The sequence below is a fragment of the Pantoea sp. BR_17 genome, assembly GCF_041955125.1.
GTDB lineage: Bacteria > Pseudomonadota > Gammaproteobacteria > Enterobacterales > Enterobacteriaceae > Pantoea > Pantoea stewartii.
The window spans coordinates 576,109-592,371 of the sequence record NZ_JAVAXT010000001.1 but is presented as its reverse complement, the minus strand read 5'-3'; the positions used below and the strand labels follow the sequence as shown (position 1 = coordinate 592,371).

Sequence of the window (16,263 nt, the reverse complement as noted above, 5' to 3'; positions counted from 1 at the left end):
CAGGAGAATCGCTGATGCGAAAAGGATTAACTGTGGTTGCCATGGTCATGCTGTCAGGCTGCAGCCTGATGCACAAATCGTCGCCCGCGCCAGAAACGTTACACTATCGCTGTGGCACCTTGCCGCTCACCGTCACCCTGGATAACGCTAAAGATCAGGTCAGCTTTATCATGGATGGCAAACCGCTGACGCTGACGCAAACCGTTTCTGCCTCCGGGGCCCGCTACAGCGACGGACAGTATGTTTTCTGGTCTAAAGGAAACGGTGCTTTTATTGAGCGCAACGATAAAATCGTCGTGAATGACTGCGAGCTGCAACCGGCTGGTTAACGTTATCTGAGTGAGTGTGCATGATGAGTGACAATGAAATGCTGCAAAACATTGCCCACCTGCGTCGTGAATACACGCGCGGTGGTCTGCGTCGTAACGATTTGCCGGATAATCCGCTGGCGCTGTTCGAAAGCTGGTTAAAGCAGGCCTGCGAGGCACAATTGCCCGATCCTACAGCCATGACGGTAGCCACGGTCGATGAACAAGGCCAGCCTTATCAGCGTATCGTGCTGTTGAAGCATTATGATGAACAGGGCATGGTGTTCTATACCAACCTCGGCAGCCGTAAAGCACAACATCTGGCCAACAATCCGCGTATTTCGCTGCATTTCCCGTGGCATTTTCTGGAGCGCCAGGTCATGGTGCTGGGCGAAGTCGAAAAACTGTCGCCGCTGGACGTCCTGAAATATTTCAGCAGCCGCCCGCGTGACAGCCAGATCGGTGCCTGGGTTTCGCGTCAGTCCAGCCGGATTTCTGCCCGTGGTGTGCTGGAAGCGAAGTTTCTGGAACTGAAGCAGAAATTCCAGCAGGGCGATGTGCCGCTGCCCAGTTTTTGGGGCGGCTATCGGGTAAAATTTAACACCATGGAGTTCTGGCAAGGGGGCGAACATCGCCTTCACGATCGTTTCCTCTACCAACGGGATAACGACGGCTGGAAAATTGACCGACTCGCCCCGTAAAACTGCGCTTTCCCCTTATCAGCGCTGGCACAGAAGCCGTCAGCGCTTTATGCTATAGCCCTCATTTTTTTCTTCCGCAACTCAGCGGAAAGCTGTGTACCAGCCTAGGTGCAGTCTGATCAATTTGGAGTCAGTGATGACCAGCAGTAACCTGATACAACAATTGCAAGAACGGGGCCTGATCGCCCAGGTGACGGATGAAGACGCGTTAGTCGAGAAACTGGCGCAAGGGCCAATTTCGCTCTATTGCGGCTTTGACCCCACTGCTGACAGCTTGCACTTGGGCCATCTGGTACCGCTGCTCTGCCTGAAACGTTTTCAGGACGCCGGACACAGGCCGGTGGCGCTGGTGGGCGGCGCAACCGGTCTGATTGGCGATCCCAGTTTTAAAGCGGCAGAGCGTAAGCTCAACACCAGCGAAACCGTCGGTGAATGGGTCGAAAAAATCCGTAAACAGGTTGCGCCATTCCTGGATTTTGACTGTGGGGCGAACAGTGCGATTGCGGCCAACAACTATGACTGGTTTGGCAATATGAACGTGCTGACCTTCCTGCGTGACATTGGTAAACACTTCTCGGTTAACCAGATGATCAACAAGGAAGCGGTCAAACAGCGTCTGAACCGTGACGACCAGGGGATCTCGTTTACCGAATTCTCCTACAACCTGTTGCAGGGCTATGATTTTGCCTGCCTGAACGAACTGCACGGCGTAACGCTGCAGATCGGCGGCTCGGACCAGTGGGGCAACATCACTTCCGGTATCGATCTGACACGTCGTCTGCATCAGAACCAGGTGTTTGGTCTGACCGTTCCTCTGATCACCAAATCGGACGGCACCAAGTTCGGTAAGACCGAAGGCGGCGCGGTCTGGCTGGATGCTAAGAAAACCAGCCCGTACAAGTTCTACCAGTTCTGGATCAACACCGCCGATGCGGATGTTTACCGTTTCCTGAAATTCTTCACGTTCCTGAGCATTGAAGAGATTAATGCCCTGGAAGAAGAAGATAAAAACAGCGGAACCGCGCCGCGTGCACAGTATGTACTGGCCGAGCAGGTTACGCGCCTGGTTCATGGCGAAGAGGGTCTGGCAGCCGCGAAACGCATCACGGAAAGTCTGTTCTCCGGTGCGCTCAGTGACATGACCGAGGCCGATTTCGAACAGCTGGCGCAGGACGGCATGCCCACCATCACGCTGTCTGCTGAGGACGATCTGCAGCAGGCACTGGTTAAAGCGGAGCTGGTACCGTCACGCGGCCAGGCGCGCACCATGATTGGCTCAAATGCCGTATCGCTGAACGGTGAGAAGCAGTCGGATGCGGAATACCGCTTCCGCGACAGCGACAAGCTGTTTAACCGCTTCACGTTATTACGCCGCGGTAAAAAACATTACTGCCTGATCAACTGGCAGTAGCTTTTCAGGGCCGGTTTCCGGCCCTTTTTTATGGCAAGGCAGGACAGGGTAAAAAAGTGAAAAACGTTTTAGCAATTCAGTCGCACGTGGTGTTTGGTCATGCAGGCAATGCGGCGGCAGAGTTCCCGATGCGCCGTATGGGCGTGAACGTCTGGCCGCTGAATACCGTGCAGTTTTCCAATCATACGCAGTATGGGCACTGGACCGGCACCGTCATGCCGGCGTCGCATCTCACCGACATCGTCAAAGGCATCGCCGATATCGACCGCCTGAAAACCTGTGATGCGGTGTTAAGCGGCTATCTGGGATCGGCCGAACAGGGCGAAAAGATTCTGGACATCGTGCATCAGGTAAAAGCCGCCAACCCCGAGGCCTGGTATTTTTGCGATCCGGTCATGGGGCATCCGGAAAAGGGCTGCATTGTGGCACCGGGCGTGGCGGAGTTTCACTGCAAAATGGCGCTACCGGCCAGCGATATCATCGCGCCAAATCTGCTGGAGCTGGAAATGCTCAGCGAACGCACGGTAACCAGTGTCGAATCCGCCGTTGAGGCTGCCCGCCTGCTGATCACGCAGGGGCCAAAAGTGGTGCTGATTAAGCATCTGGCACGGGCAGGACGCCGCAGCGATCGCTTTGAAATGCTGCTGGTCACCGCCGACGAAGCCTGGCACATCAGCCGTCCGCTGGTGGACTTTGGCGTTCGCCAGCCTGTAGGCGTGGGCGATTTAACCAGCGGCTTATTGCTGGTCGATCTGCTGCACGGACAGTCGCTGCAGGCGGCGCTGGAGCACGTCACGGCCGCCGTCTATGAAGTGATGCTGAAAACGCATGAGATGGGGGAATATGAGCTGCAGTTGGTTGCCGCGCAGGACGCTATTGCCCGGCCAACGCACTATTTTCCGGCAGAGAAGCTGTAAAAAAAGGGCCGGTAACGGCCCTGATCGTGTCAGATAAGGCCTTCCGCTTTTAGCGCGGCCTGAACCGATGGCCGTTCTTCAACGCGCGCAAACCACTGTTGCAGGTGGTTCAACGCGCTGACATCCAGGTTCAGCGCTTTCGCCCAGCGCGTCACCACATACAGATAAGCATCCGCAACGCTGAAATGCACGCCCATCAGCCACGGCTTGTCCTGCAGTTCACCGTTTACCCAGGCAAATTTTGCCTCCAGCTGACGGCGCACCAGCGCTTTGTACTCGTCGGGCGCATCGTTGCGGAACAGCGGTGAAAAACTCTTATGTAACTCACTGCTGATGTAGCCGAGCCACTCAATGGTGTGATAACGCGTCAGGCTGCCGACGGGGGCCAGAAGATGACGATCGGGCTTGAGATCGGCCAGGTACTGCACAATCGCCGCGCCTTCGGTCAGGACATTACCCTCACTTAGTTGCAGCGCCGGTACCTGACCCTTGGGGTTGATTTGACGAAAATCATCCCCCCGCTCGGTGAGCTTGGTTTGCAGGTCGACATTGACCTGAGTGAAATCCAGACCACATTCACGCAGAACAATATGGGGTGAAAGAGAGCAGGCACCAGCTTTACAAAACAGTTTCATCATGAAGCCACCATGTTGCGAGTCGTGTTTGCATAGTAATCCCCTGTGGCAGAATTACCAGTTATTAGCATGAGTAATCTACCAGGAACCGATCGGCGACAAAAACAAAAAAACCGGGCAAGGCCCGGTTTTTGCTGCGTGTCAAAATCGCACTCAGGCTTTTTCCGCTTCCGTCGTCTGCGTCATACGGTTCAGCAGCGGGGCCGTCACCAGCATCAGCACAGCGATGACGGCGGTGGCAATCCCGATCTGCTGGAACACTTTGCCGTACGTGACCAGCGAAATCAGCGGATCGGTAACGTTTTCAGGCACCGCCATCAGGTTGGCCACTTTACCGGCAATGACGGCAGCACCCGCGGTGGTCAGGAACCATGAGCCCATGATAAAGCCCATCAGGCGCTGTGGAACCAGCTGTGCCACCATCGCCAGGCCCAGTCCCGAAATCATCAGTTCGCCGATACTTTGCAGGCCATAGCTGAGAATGAGCCAGTTCAGGGACACGATACCGGCATCGCTGGCAAATTTCGCGCCGACAGGCAATACCAGGAACGCGGCAGAACACAGCACCATGCCGATAGCGAACTTGTGCGGCATCGGCAGCTTGTCGCCCAGCTTGTTATACACGGCTGCCAGAATGGGGCTGGCCAGCATAATCCAGAACGGGTTCAGCGCCTGGAACTGCTCTGGCGCAAAGGTAATGCCAAAAAGGGTATGCTCAACGTTACGAATCGCAAAGAAGTTCAGCGACGTAGGCATCTGCATGTAAAGCACGAAGAAAACGATGGCTTCGACCATCAGCAGGAAAGCGACAATCATACGGCGACGTGCCGCGCCCTTCAGTGCGAAGGCTTCTTTGGCAAAGATCACCATAATGCCCAGCGCAATCAGGCCCAGCAGAATACGGGCAATGGCCTGATGGTGCAGCATCCAGTTAGCCAGGGCGATCAACACCACAATACCTGCCAGCGTCATCAGCAGTTTGCCGAACTGGAGTGGGGCAAAGTCCGGTTTGGAACCAAAGTCTTTCACCAGGCGCTTACAGAACAGGAAGTTAAGCAGCGTGATGACCAGGCCGATCACCGACAGCGAAAATGCCACGTTATAGCCATATTTCTCGGCTAACCACGGCGTCAGCATCATTGAAAACAGTGAGCCGATGTTGATGGACATGTAGAACATGGTAAAGGCGCCATCAATGCGCGGATCGTCTTTCTCGTAGCAGGTGGAAAGCAGGGAAGAGGGGTTCGCTTTAAACAAGCCGCTGCCCACCGCAATAGTCGCCATACCGATATAGACGACGCTGACGTTATGACCGGAGAAGGCGACAAGCGCGTAGCCGATGGCCAGCACCAGTACACCCAGCATGATAACGCGTTTGGTGCCCAACACTTTATCGCCCAGCCAGCCGCCGATAGCGACCAGACCATAAACCAGTGCGCTAAAGGACGAGAACAGGGTAATGGAGTCGGACTCCGACATGCCCAGCTGTCGAACCAGATAGACGGCCATAATGGCCTGCAGGCCGTAGTAGCCAAAACGTTCCCATAATTCGATTGAAAAGATCAGGTAAAACGCTTTGGGCTGTTTAAAAGCATTAAGGCTGACGGCCTCGTCGGTGTGTTTGTTTGCAGTTGACACTTGTACCTCTGTTATTTCATATCCTGCGTCGTGACAGGCATTCCGTCCGCGCCATGTGATCACACCATGGGCCAGATTTTTATTAGATGGGAAAAACGGCGACTAATTTGGCTGAATAAAGGCGGCAGGGCAAGCGTTTTCTACCTTCTGTCAGACAGGGTCAATATGGTGTTAAAACCTAAATAAATATTACTGATTGAAATTTTGTCATGTTTTCAGGTTTTTTATTGGTTCAAAATACCTGCGTGGAGCTTTTCAGATCGTCAATAATGACATTAACCACTAAACGGCGGTTGCGTAGAGCTTTGCTTTGAAAAGTGATCTTTCACCAGAATAAAGCGCCGGAAATGCGGCTTTTGACGTCGTTTTGCTGAAATAATCTGCATATTATGACGCAAAACGACGTCGGGTGCGCAATAAAGTTGATTAAACTCACATTATTCGCTGTTATTTCAGCAGAAGAAAAATAGTTTCATCAGGAAATAATGCCTCCGGCCCTTAATTAACAGGCGTAAAAAACCAGCAAAAATGCGCTCACCTGCTCGACAGCGCACGCGCACTCACGTAGCCTCTTTATTTCCTAAAAAGGATGTTGCTATGTCGTTATCTTTACGTCTCGCCTTAGTGGGTGACTACCGCCCGGACGCTGTTTCGCATCAATCCATTCCCCTGGCGCTGGCGCGCGCCGCGGCGCACCTTGCCATCCCGATTGAGCCTGACTGGATTCCCACCCCGCATTTAGATGATCTGTCCGCCGTTACGCAGCATGATGCCGTCTGGCTGGTGCCCGGCAGCCCCTATAAAAACGATGACGGCGTGTTTAGCATGCTGCGTTGGGTACGGGAAAACGGTAAGCCCTTTCTCGGCTCCTGTGGCGGGTTTCAGTATGCGGTTATCGACTATGCCCGCCACGTATTGGGCTGGGAAGATGCCAGTCATGCCGAAACCAGCGAAACCGGTCGGATGGTGATTGCGCCGCTAAGCTGCTCACTGGTCGAACAGCGAGGGGAGGTCACGTTTGCACCCGGCTCGCGTATGGCCAGCGCCTACGGTGCGCTGACCAGCGATGAAGGTTATCATTGCAATTTTGGCGTGAACCCGGCTTTCAGTGCGGCGCTGCAGGGTAAAAACATGCGGATCACGTCCTGGGATCTGAACGGCGATGTGCGCGGCATTGAACTGACCGATCATCCTTTCTATGTCGCCACCTTATTCCAGTCCGAACGGGCGGCATTACAGGATAAGGATTCGCCGCTGGTGATGGCCTGGATGCGGGCGGCGCTGGCGCAGCGTCAGCGCTGAACAGTAAAACAGCCTGTGACCAGTCACAGGCTGTTATCCGGGCTTATTCGACCTTATCGGGATATTCACACAGGTCTTCAATCAGGCAGGACCCGCAACGCGGTTTGCGCGCCACGCAGGTGTAACGACCGTGCAGAATCAGCCAGTGATGGCAGTCGACTTTAAACGCCTTCGGCACGACTTTTAACAGTTTCTCTTCGACCTGCTCGACGTTCTTACCCGGCGCAAAATTCGTCCGGTTGCAGACGCGGAAAATGTGCGTATCCACCGCAATCGTCGGCCAGCCAAAAGCCGTATTCAGCACCACGTTAGCCGTTTTACGGCCGACGCCAGGTAAGGCTTCGAGCGCGGCGCGATCTTCAGGCACCTGACCGCCGTGCTGGTCCAGTAAAATACGGCAGGTCTTAATCACGTTCTCGGCTTTACTGTTGAACAGGCCGATCGTTTTGATGTACTCCTTCACGCCGTCCACGCCCAGCGCCAGCATCGCAGCAGGTGTATTCGCCACGGGGTACAGCTTTGCAGTAGCCTTGTTAACGCTCACGTCCGTCGCCTGAGCCGACAGCAGAACCGCAATCAGCAGTTCAAACGGCGAGGTGAACTGCAGCTCGGTCGTAGGGTGAGGGTTGGCCTGCTGCAGACGACTGAGAATCTCAATGCGTTTCGTCTGGTTCACACGGCTTTTCCCGTGTTGCCCTGCGGCGCATCAAGCGCCGCGTCTTCTGCGCGACGCGCTGCGCGCTGCTTCATTTTCTGATCGATCACATATTTCCCCGCCAGCATCATGCCCAGACCGATAAAGGCACCCGGCGGGAGCATTGCCAGCAGCATTGGCGAGTTAAAATGAATCACGTCAATACGCAACACTTTAGCCCAGGGACCCAGTAACTGATCCGCACCGTTAAACAATGTGCCGCTGCCGATGATTTCACGGATCGATCCCAGTACCACCATTGCGCAGGTGGCGCCCATACCGATAGCAAAGCCATCCAGTGCGGCAAGGGGAATACTGCTTTTCGAGGCCACGGCTTCAGCCCGGCCCACTACGATGCAGTTGGTCACGATCAGCGGAATAAAAATACCGAGTGACTGATACAGACCGTAGGCGTAAGCGTTAATCAGCATCTGCACGCAGCTTACGACAGAGGCGATGATCATCACGTAGATAGGAATACGGATCTCAGAAGGCACCCAACGACGCGAGGCCGAAATAAAACTGTTTGTCAGGGTCAGCACCAGCGTCGTGGCAAGCCCCAGCCCCAGAGCATTGGTGGCCGTAGCGGTCACCGCCAGCAAAGGGCACAGGCCCAGCAGCTGCACCAGCGCCGAGTTATTTTTCCACAGCCCGCCGACCAGCAGGTTTTTCGCTTCACTCATTGGCGTCTCCACATTCGGGTAACGAAGAGAGTTTCCCTTTCAGGGATTCAATTAACAATGCCGTACGTTTGGTGGCATTCACGACGGCGCGCGGGGTAATGGTGGCACCGGTAAACTGGTCGAATTCGCCGCCATCTTTTTTGACGGCAAACGCTTTGTCATTCGGCCCGGTTACCACTTTGCCATTAAAACTGTTGATCCAGTCAGAAATCCGTAACTCGATTTTGTCCCCCAGGCCCGGCGTTTCATGGTGCTCAATCACCCGCACGCCGAGTACCTTACCGTGAAAATCCGCGCCGACCAGCATCTGAATCGCGCCAGAATAGCCATCCGGGGCGGTGGTTTCCAGGGCGGCGGCCACAGGTTCGTTGCCTTTTCGCGCCAGATAAAGATGATGAGGACTGGCATTACCCAGCGCCGCATCAGTGACAACGTAACATTCCTGCTGAATGTGGTTATCGTACATATCGGTCGGCACCACCTGATCCAGCAGATTTTTTTGCTGTAACTGCGTCTGGTGCTCGACGGTGGGTTTGGTCACGGTATTTACAACAGCAGTGACGCCGGTGGTGATCGCGGCAAAGAGAGCCAGCGTCACGCCATTCTTGCGTATGGTGTCCAGCATCATTTAATCCTTTTGATGACCGTAAACGCGCGGCTGCGTGTAATAGTCAATCAGCGGTACGCATATATTAGCCAGCAGAACGGCGAAAGCAACGCCGTCCGGATAACCGCCAAAACTCCGAATGAGCCATACCAGCAGACCAATAAGGGCACCATAAATCAGACGGCCACGGTCAGTGGTGGAGGCGGTAACCGGATCGGTGGCGATAAAAAATGCGCCCAGCATCGTCGCCCCGGAAAACAGATGAATCAGCGGACTGTTCAGCGAGGCGGGAGCCAGTAACCAACCAAGCGTGGCGCAGACGGTCAGCGACAGCAACATCGCGGCCGGAATATGCCAGCGAATGGTGTTTTTCCACAGCAGGAATACCCCGCCAAGCAGGTAACCCACGTTGACCCATTGCCAGCCCAGACCGGCCAGAACGCCGCTGTAAATGGGCTGGGCTAACAGTTGCTCTGCACTGTGGCCTGCGCGCAAGCCGGTTTTAAAGGTATCCAGCGGTGTGGCCTGGCTGACACCGTCCACGCCCAACTGCAGTTGCTGTAACGTATCGCCCGCCAGGGTATGACCCGTAAAGATCATGCTCAGCGAGTCCAGCACGCCGGGTTTAATCACCTGTAAGGCTTCTGGCGGCATCCAGCTGGTCATCTGAACCGGAAATGAGATCAGAAGAACGACATAGCCGACCATGGCCGGGTTGAAGGGGTTTTGTCCCAGGCCACCGTACAACTGTTTGGCAATAACAATCGCAAATACCGTACCGACCACCACTAACCACCAGGGGGCCAGAGACGGGATGCTGATCCCCAGCAGAATTGCCGTCAGCAGGGCGGAGTTGTCGGCCAGCTGAGGGGCGACCGGTGTGTTACGCAGGCGCAGGATAGCCGCTTCTGTCAGCAACGCTGTCAGCGAGGCCAACACAACCTGCAATAAGGTTCCCACGCCAAAAAAGTAGCACTGCGCGGCAAAACCAGGTAGCGCCGCCAGGATAACCAGCATCATGATGTTGCCGGTACTGCGGCGGTTATGAGTATAAGGTGAACTTGCGATACGGAACGCCATTTAATCCTCAGGTGTCAATGTCGATTGCGCTTTACGCGCTTTGGCACGGGCGACAGCCGCCGCAATCGCGGCTTTACGCGCATCGGCGGGGTGATCGAGTTCAGGTGCCTCTTCGGCTTCGGCATTGGCATGATTAGCCTGCTCCTGCGCCCTCTCTGCCTGCTCAACGTCCCTGTGCGCCTCCGCCGCCGCGACAGCCGCCTCACGGGACGCGTCTTCTGCCTGCGCCTGCGCGGCAGCGCGCTTTTTCGCTTTGGCACGTTCAATGGCGGCGGCTACCGCAGCTTTACGTGGATCTTCAGATGCGGTGTCGGTAGCCTCAGCGTCAGCCGCCGCCTGGGCGGCTTTCTTCGCTTTGGCTCGTTCGACGGCAGCGGCCACCGCGGCCTTACGCGTGTCTTCGGATGCGGTGTCGGCCGCCTCAGCGTCAGCCGCCGTCTGGGCGGCTTTCTTCGCTTTGGCACGTTCAATGGCAGCGGTCACCGCGGCTTTACGCGGATCTTCGGATGCGGAGTCGGCCGTCTCAGCGTCAGCCGCCTGGGCGGCTTTCTTCGCTTTGGCACGTTCGACGGCGGCGGCCACCGCGGCTTTACGCGGATCTTCAGATGCGGTGTCGGCAGTCTCAGCGTCAGCCGCCGCCTGAGCGGCTTTCTTCGCTTTGGCACGTTCGACGGCAGCGGTCACCGCGGCTTTACGCGGATCGTCGGATGCGGTGTCGGCCGTCTCAGCGTCAGCCGCCTGGGCGGCTTTCTTCGCTTTGGCACGTTCGACGGCGGCGGTCACCGCGGCTTTACGCGGATCGTCGGATGCGGTGTCGGCCGTCTCAGCGTCAGCCGCCGCCTGGGCGGCTTTCTTCGCTTTGGCACGTTCGATGGCGGCGGTCACCGCGGCTTTACGTGGATCCGCCACCGCCGTTTCAGTCGTGTCCGCGCTGTCAGGCGTCACCGGTTTCTTCGCTCTGGCACGCGCAATTGCCGCTTCAACCGCAGCCTTGCGTGGATCGGTCGTCTGACGACTCAGCGCCTGAGTTTCCGCCTGTGCCTCAGCCTGCCGTAACCGGGCCTGCGCATGACGTGCCTCGGCAGCGGCATCTTCATTCTCAGCAGATTGTTTCGCTCTGGCGCGGGCTTTTGCCGCAGCCAGTTCTCCGCTTTCGCTGCGGGCTACGCGCTGTTTGGCTTCAGCATGACGTGCTTCACGCGCCTGCTTTTCCCGCTCCAGTCGTGCCTGGCGTGCCTCAAAACGCGCTTTCGCTTCCAGCGTGCGTTTGGCTTCCAGGTCGATGGCGCGCAGCTCAGCTTTTTCCTGACGATAGTACTGCACCAGCGGAATGTTACTCGGGCAGACGTAGGCGCACGCACCACATTCAATGCAGTCATCAATGTGATGGGCACGGGCTTTATCGTGATCGCCCCCCTGGCTATACCAGTACAGCTGCTGTGGCAGCAGGTTGGCCGGACAGGCGTCAGCACAGGCAGAGCAACGAATGCAGGACTGTTCCTGTTGCGTGTTGCCCATCTCAGTGCCGGACGGGGCCAGAATACAGTTGGTGATCTTCACGACCGGCACATCCAGCGACGGCAGGGTAAAGCCCATCAGCGGGCCGCCCATAATGACCATTTGTCCTGGTGAAGGGTGAAAACCGACCTGGTGCAACAGGTGGCTGATTGGCGTCCCTAAGCGGCTCCACACGTTCCGGGGTTGCGCGATGGCTTCACCGGTGAGTGTCACCACGCGCTCGGTGATCGGTTCGCCATTGATAATGGCGCGCTTCACGGCCCATGCCGTACCGACGTTTTGCATCAGCACGCCAATATCCGTAGAACGACCACCATGCGGCACTTCCATGCCGGTGAGTATCTTGGTCAGCTGCTTAGCGCCGCCGGACGGATATTTCGTCGGGATAACGCGGATCTGTAAATCCCGCTCACCACCCAATGCCTGCTTCAGGGCGGCGATAGCCTCGGGTTTGTTATCTTCGATACCAATCAGCACGCGCTCCGCCTGAAGCACCCAGGCCAGAATGCGGCATCCTTCCAGCACCTCGGCGGCGTAGTCCTGCATCAGACGATCGTCAGCGGTGATGTAAGGTTCGCACTCAGCCGCGTTAATGATCAGCGTGTTGACGCCCTGCAGGCCGCCTTTCAGTTTGGTGGCCGTCGGGAAGCCCGCGCCGCCCAGACCGGCGATGCCGGCATCATGTATGCGTTTAAGAATGGCGCTGCGTTCATGCTGACGGTAGTCCGGAAGCGGGGAGAGCGGCATCCAGCGATCGTCACCGTCAGGCGTCAGAAAAATACACAGCTCTGACAGGCCAGACGGGTGCGCTGTCATGTGCTGAGCGATAGCGTCAATGACGCCCGAGGTGGGCGCATGTACAGGCAGCATTCTGCCCTGTCCAAACGTAAGCGGCTGGCCGCGCAGCACCTTATCGCCAGGGGAAACGCAAATTTCGCCTTCGTGGCCAATATGTTGCTTCAGGGGAATGATAAACCGGTGCGGCAGCGGCAATTCAGCGAGCGGCGTGCCGTTGGACTGGGTTTTCATCTCAGGCGGATGAATCCCGCCCTGAAAATCCCAGATCTTCTCTTTTTTAAAGAAATTAAGCAGATTAAGCATGACTCTCTACCGGGATCACCCGAACAGGAATGGTATTCAGATCCCACTTCCAGTTGGCCGTGGTGGTGGCAACCGGACGCATTTCAATGCAGTCGGTAGGACAGGGGGCAACACACAGATCGCAGCCGGTGCAGACATCGCTCAGCACGGTATGCATGGCGCGCGTGGCACCGACGATGGCATCAACCGGGCAGGCCTGAATGCACTTTGTGCAGCCAATACAGTTTTCTTCGTCAATCCACGCGACGGTACGCACGGGCGCTTTAGCCTCGTCATCGCCATCGATCGGTTGTGGCTCAACATTGAGCAGGGCGGCCAGCTTAAGCATGGTCTGCTCACCACCGGGCGCGCATTTGTTAATGGCTTCGCCATTGTTGCCCACGGCGTCAGCATAGGGGCGACAGCCGGGGTAACCACACTGACCGCACTGGCTCTGCGGCAGCACGGCGTCAATCTGCTCAACAATGGGATCTTCTTCGACTTCAAAGCGGCGTGACGCGTAACCCAGCAGGGCACCAAAGACCAGGCTCAGGGCGCTCAGTACCGCCACCGCTATCCAAATTGCACTCATCAGAATTTCACCAGACCTGTAAAGCCCATAAAGGCCAGTGCCATCAGCCCCGCGGTGATCAACGCAATAGAATTCCCTTTGAAGGGGGCCGGGACATTCGCCAGCACCAGACGCTCACGCATCCCGGCAAATAACACCATCACCAGCGAGAAGCCCAGCGAGGCGCTGAATCCATACAGCGCCGCCTGAAGAAAGGTGTGATTGAGGTTAACGCTCAACAGGGGGACGCCCAGTACCGCACAGTTTGTCGTAATCAACGGCAGGAAAATACCCAGCAGGCGATACAGCGATGGGCTGGTTTTGCGCACCACCATTTCGGTGAACTGAACGACAACCGCGATCACCAGGATATAAGCCATGGTCCGCAGATACACTAAGTCCAACGGAACCAGAATGAGGTGATTCACCAGCCACGCGCAAATGGAGGCCAGCGTAATCACAAACGTGGTGGCGAGGCCCATGCCAATGGCCGTTTCCAGCTTTTTGGAAACGCCCATAAACGGGCAAAGGCCGAGAAACTTCACCAACACGAAGTTGTTCACCAGCACTGTGCCAACAAAAAGGAGAAGATAATCGGTCATTTTTTCGCCTGAATACCAGAAAGCGGCTTATTATCATTGATAAAGCGCTGCATCACAACTCCATCGCATTATTGTCAGCCGCCAACCGCACTCAGAATTAAACTCTTGACGAAAACAGCAGCGTCATCGCTGAGTAAATGTCGCTTTTACCCGCGCGGAACGTTTGAAATAGGGAACAAAAACGGCGGCGGCGGCCAGTGAGAGTAGCAAAGTCTGCAACGCGCGTGCATCAGACACCGGCGTAAAGGCAAAGGTTTTCAGCGCCAGCAAAACGGTGATCAGCAACCACACGATATAGTGACGCGGCAGACGGTGCGAACGTTTAAAGAACATCCACACAACCCACATGCTGTAAGCCCACAATGCGGTGGCGGTCAATAATGAAATGGCCCAATAGCCCGTCACCAGCGAACGGTGGTTAAACAAGGTTTCGCGCCATTGCGCATCAAACAGTGGCGTCAGATACATGGCCATCACCAGTGCGGTGGTCAGCAGCGTCATCAGCAACCATGCCAGTGGCAGTAAAAGCCAGCCGCCAATACGTGGGGCTGTCATCGGGGTCGTCATTGCGGTTCATCCTGTTTCAACGTCGTCAGCGGGTCAGAATAGCATGTTAAGACAGACGCAAACCAACAGTGAAAACAGGAGGGCGGGAACAGGGGAGATGCGCGGGATTACACCACGTAGCGCCAGACTGACTTTGGTACGCAGCCCAGGTCGAACAAGCGGCCACCCGATGCGAGTTCAGCACGACGATGGTCGGCTGCCCGGTACATATTGATAATGTCTTTGTCGTCCGACAGCGAATAATTCAGATGGTCATACAGTTTTTCAAGACTTTCAAGGTTATTCACTTTGCGAAATTTTAACAGGTAATCGTGCGCAGTCATTTTTGTCATAACGAATCAATAAGAAAGAAGGCCAAGTATAGGGAGCCGCTTAACGCTGTCCAGTTCCGCGGATGAAAAAAAGCAAAAATCAGACAAACGTGGGGCATAGCTCGCTAAAGGTGAATTTTATCAGGTTTTGAATCGTCGCCATAATCCTGTCGCTGTAAAGCGGTGCATCCAGACCCAACCTAAAAGAATCATTTCTGAGTCACAAGTCACTTTTTATCTGCTTTTATGTACGAATCGATTGTGTATAACTGCGATTCAGGGCCGGATAACAAAATAACCAGGATAAACCTCAGGCCAGTGCGGTCAGCGGAATCGTTTCATGCCGGAGACAGGGGATTTCTGTGTGTGCTGGAAATCACAAAACAGACTTTTCCCGGGGCTGAAAACGGGATGGCTCATTCTGTACGCCTGGCTGTAATCGTTTTCAGCAGTGTCACACTTAAGCGATTCTGTTTATTACATTTATTTAACGTAAGTTGAAAAAAGACACAGGCGTTTTGTCCATAAGCCCGCGCTGAGAGCATTCCGTTAATCAACGTAACCCCTTTAAATCGCTCAGTTTTGTGAGGCGTGTCGCCCTAATCTGCCCTTTTTTACGTCAGGCTACACAGGCATTTTACCCTGTACAGCAAACGCCCTTCAGAGGAAGAAAAACTATGTGGAAACGTTTACTCCTGACGACAATGGTCAGCGCCGCATTAAGTGGCTCAGTGTTAGCGGCGGAAATGACAGTGGGATTCTCACAGGTAGGCTCAGAATCCGGCTGGCGTTCGGCTGAAACCAATGTCGCAAAAAGCGAAGCCAAAAAACGCGGCATTAATTTAAAGATCGCCGATGGTCAACAGAAACAAGAGAATCAGATTAAAGCCGTGCGCTCCTTTATCGCGCAGGGCGTGGACGCCATCTTTATTGCGCCTGTTGTGCAGACGGGCTGGGAGCCGGTATTAGAAGAAGCCAAAGATGCCAAAATCCCGGTATACCTGCTGGACCGCGCCATCGTCGTAAAAGATAACTCGCTGTATCAGGCCGTTGTCACCGCCGATAACGTTCTGGAAGGCAAGCTGATTGGTGACTGGCTGGTAAAAACCGTCGGCGATAAAAAATGTAATGTCGTAGAGCTGCAAGGCACGGTTGGCGCGAGCGTCGCCATCGATCGTAAAAAAGGCTTTGCTGAAGCGATCAGTGGCCACCCGAATATTAAAGTGATTCGCTCTCAGTCTGGCGACTTTACCCGCAGTAAAGGGAAAGAAGTCATGGAAAGTTTCATCAAGGCCGAGAACAACGGCAAAAATATCTGCATGGTTTATGCCCATAACGACGATATGGCCATCGGGGCCATTCAGGCGATCAAAGAAGCCGGTCTGAAACCGGGCAAAGATATTCTGACCGGATCGATCGATGGTGTGCCGGATATCTACAAAGCGATGCTGGCCGGGGAAGCCAACGCTAACGTCGAGCTGACGCCAGATATGGCCGGCCCGGCCTTTGACGCGCTGGAAAAATTCAAAAAAGACGGCACCCTGCCACCCAAAATTATCAGAACCGAATCAAAACTCTTTTTACCTGCTGACGCGCAGGCCGAGTTAGACAAGAAAAAGAACATGGGTTACTAAGCCG

Annotated in this window: 17 protein-coding genes; 6 read left to right on the top strand and 11 right to left on the bottom strand. The window is 55.3% G+C overall.

Going from position 1 to position 16,263, the window contains the following annotated elements; all coding sequences use genetic code 11:
* The first annotated feature begins 14 nt into the window (after positions 1-14).
* The 4 genes from RAC60_RS02670 to pdxY all read left to right on the top strand — a co-directional run bounded on the left by RAC60_RS02670 (position 15) and on the right by pdxY (position 3,337).
* Positions 15-329: an MliC family protein gene (locus RAC60_RS02670; RefSeq protein WP_006119010.1), complete on the top strand. Its 315-nt coding sequence runs from the start codon at positions 15-17 to the stop codon at positions 327-329.
* 23 nt (positions 330-352) lie between these two features.
* Positions 353-1,009 carry a pyridoxamine 5'-phosphate oxidase gene (pdxH, locus tag RAC60_RS02665; protein WP_033741468.1) on the top strand — a complete coding sequence of 219 codons (657 nt, stop codon included), beginning with the start codon at positions 353-355 and terminating at the stop codon, positions 1,007-1,009.
* Positions 1,010-1,145: 136 nt separating this feature from the next.
* Positions 1,146-2,420 carry a tyrosine--tRNA ligase gene (gene tyrS, locus RAC60_RS02660; protein ID WP_039340530.1) on the top strand — a complete coding sequence of 425 codons (1,275 nt, stop codon included), beginning with the start codon at positions 1,146-1,148 and terminating at the stop codon, positions 2,418-2,420.
* Positions 2,421-2,476: 56 nt separating this feature from the next.
* Positions 2,477-3,337, top strand: a complete 861-nt coding sequence (gene pdxY, locus RAC60_RS02655) for a pyridoxal kinase PdxY (RefSeq protein ID WP_006119013.1) — start codon at positions 2,477-2,479, stop codon at positions 3,335-3,337.
* A 29-nt stretch (positions 3,338-3,366) separates the two neighbouring features.
* Here the strand turns inward: pdxY and gstA are convergent, their stop codons facing one another.
* Positions 3,367-3,972: a glutathione transferase GstA gene (gene gstA, locus RAC60_RS02650; protein WP_174250611.1), complete on the bottom strand. Its 606-nt coding sequence runs from the start codon at positions 3,970-3,972 to the stop codon at positions 3,367-3,369.
* A 153-nt stretch (positions 3,973-4,125) separates the two neighbouring features.
* A complete protein-coding gene (gene dtpA, locus RAC60_RS02645) occupies positions 4,126-5,610 on the bottom strand; it encodes a dipeptide/tripeptide permease DtpA (protein ID WP_058701991.1) in 1,485 nt (494 codons plus the stop codon).
* 597 nt (positions 5,611-6,207) lie between these two features.
* Here dtpA and RAC60_RS02640 point away from each other — a divergent pair.
* The gene (locus RAC60_RS02640; RefSeq protein ID WP_375092540.1) at positions 6,208-6,912 is read left to right on the top strand and encodes a CTP synthase; all 705 of its coding nucleotides are present in this window, start codon (positions 6,208-6,210) and stop codon (positions 6,910-6,912) included.
* Between the two features lie 43 nt (positions 6,913-6,955).
* Here RAC60_RS02640 and nth read toward each other — a convergent pair whose 3' ends face one another.
* The 9 genes from nth to ydgT form a co-directional block, all read right to left on the bottom strand.
* Complete coding sequence (gene nth / locus RAC60_RS02635) at positions 6,956-7,588, bottom strand: endonuclease III (protein ID WP_006119017.1); 633 nt, start codon at positions 7,586-7,588, stop codon at positions 6,956-6,958.
* Complete coding sequence (locus RAC60_RS02630) at positions 7,585-8,289, bottom strand: electron transport complex subunit E (protein WP_054633871.1); 705 nt, start codon at positions 8,287-8,289, stop codon at positions 7,585-7,587. The genes nth and RAC60_RS02630 overlap by 4 nt, the downstream gene beginning before the upstream one ends.
* On the bottom strand, positions 8,282-8,914 hold the full coding sequence (gene rsxG, locus RAC60_RS02625; RefSeq protein ID WP_006119019.1) for an electron transport complex subunit RsxG: 633 nt from the start codon (positions 8,912-8,914) through the stop codon (positions 8,282-8,284). The genes RAC60_RS02630 and rsxG overlap by 8 nt, the downstream gene beginning before the upstream one ends.
* Before the next feature lie 3 nt (positions 8,915-8,917).
* On the bottom strand, positions 8,918-9,976 hold the full coding sequence (gene rsxD, locus RAC60_RS02620) for an electron transport complex subunit RsxD (protein ID WP_006119020.1): 1,059 nt from the start codon (positions 9,974-9,976) through the stop codon (positions 8,918-8,920).
* On the bottom strand, positions 9,977-12,595 hold the full coding sequence (rsxC, locus tag RAC60_RS02615) for an electron transport complex subunit RsxC (RefSeq protein WP_375092537.1): 2,619 nt from the start codon (positions 12,593-12,595) through the stop codon (positions 9,977-9,979).
* Positions 12,588-13,166, bottom strand: coding sequence for an electron transport complex subunit RsxB (rsxB, locus tag RAC60_RS02610; protein ID WP_033741239.1), 579 nt, complete (start codon positions 13,164-13,166; stop codon positions 12,588-12,590). Before rsxB ends, rsxC begins: the two co-directional genes overlap by 8 nt.
* Entirely contained in the window at positions 13,166-13,747 is a 582-nt protein-coding gene (gene rsxA / locus RAC60_RS02605; RefSeq protein ID WP_013025663.1) for an electron transport complex subunit RsxA, read from the bottom strand. Before rsxA ends, rsxB begins: the two co-directional genes overlap by 1 nt.
* A gap of 123 nt (positions 13,748-13,870) precedes the next feature.
* Positions 13,871-14,314 (bottom strand): DUF2569 domain-containing protein, encoded by a 444-nt coding sequence (locus RAC60_RS02600; protein ID WP_033741245.1) that lies wholly within the window; start codon positions 14,312-14,314, stop codon positions 13,871-13,873.
* Between the two features lie 107 nt (positions 14,315-14,421).
* Positions 14,422-14,637 (bottom strand): transcription modulator YdgT, encoded by a 216-nt coding sequence (gene ydgT / locus RAC60_RS02595; protein WP_033741248.1) that lies wholly within the window; start codon positions 14,635-14,637, stop codon positions 14,422-14,424.
* Between the two features lie 665 nt (positions 14,638-15,302).
* Here ydgT and ytfQ point away from each other — a divergent pair.
* Positions 15,303-16,259: a galactofuranose ABC transporter, galactofuranose-binding protein YtfQ gene (gene ytfQ, locus RAC60_RS02590; protein ID WP_033741249.1), complete on the top strand. Its 957-nt coding sequence runs from the start codon at positions 15,303-15,305 to the stop codon at positions 16,257-16,259.
* Positions 16,260-16,263: the final 4 nt, after the last annotated feature.

What these genes read in the sequence shown, in the direction of transcription:
- rsxD (WP_006119020.1), bottom strand. Translation starts at nt 9,976, where the DNA reads ATGGCGTTCCGTATCGCAAGTTCACCTTATACTCATAACCGCCGCAGT.
- RAC60_RS02640 (WP_375092540.1), top strand. Translation starts at nt 6,208, where the DNA reads ATGTCGTTATCTTTACGTCTCGCCTTAGTGGGTGACTACCGCCCGGAC.
- rsxG (WP_006119019.1), bottom strand. Translation starts at nt 8,914, where the DNA reads ATGCTGGACACCATACGCAAGAATGGCGTGACGCTGGCTCTCTTTGCC.
- tyrS (WP_039340530.1), top strand. Translation starts at nt 1,146, where the DNA reads ATGACCAGCAGTAACCTGATACAACAATTGCAAGAACGGGGCCTGATC.
- RAC60_RS02670 (WP_006119010.1), top strand. Translation starts at nt 15, where the DNA reads ATGCGAAAAGGATTAACTGTGGTTGCCATGGTCATGCTGTCAGGCTGC.
- RAC60_RS02600 (WP_033741245.1), bottom strand. Translation starts at nt 14,314, where the DNA reads ATGACGACCCCGATGACAGCCCCACGTATTGGCGGCTGGCTTTTACTG.
- rsxC (WP_375092537.1), bottom strand. Translation starts at nt 12,595, where the DNA reads ATGCTTAATCTGCTTAATTTCTTTAAAAAAGAGAAGATCTGGGATTTT.
- gstA (WP_174250611.1), bottom strand. Translation starts at nt 3,972, where the DNA reads ATGAAACTGTTTTGTAAAGCTGGTGCCTGCTCTCTTTCACCCCATATT.
- ytfQ (WP_033741249.1), top strand. Translation starts at nt 15,303, where the DNA reads ATGTGGAAACGTTTACTCCTGACGACAATGGTCAGCGCCGCATTAAGT.
- RAC60_RS02630 (WP_054633871.1), bottom strand. Translation starts at nt 8,289, where the DNA reads ATGAGTGAAGCGAAAAACCTGCTGGTCGGCGGGCTGTGGAAAAATAAC.
- ydgT (WP_033741248.1), bottom strand. Translation starts at nt 14,637, where the DNA reads ATGACTGCGCACGATTACCTGTTAAAATTTCGCAAAGTGAATAACCTT.
- pdxH (WP_033741468.1), top strand. Translation starts at nt 353, where the DNA reads ATGAGTGACAATGAAATGCTGCAAAACATTGCCCACCTGCGTCGTGAA.
- rsxB (WP_033741239.1), bottom strand. Translation starts at nt 13,166, where the DNA reads ATGAGTGCAATTTGGATAGCGGTGGCGGTACTGAGCGCCCTGAGCCTG.
- rsxA (WP_013025663.1), bottom strand. Translation starts at nt 13,747, where the DNA reads ATGACCGATTATCTTCTCCTTTTTGTTGGCACAGTGCTGGTGAACAAC.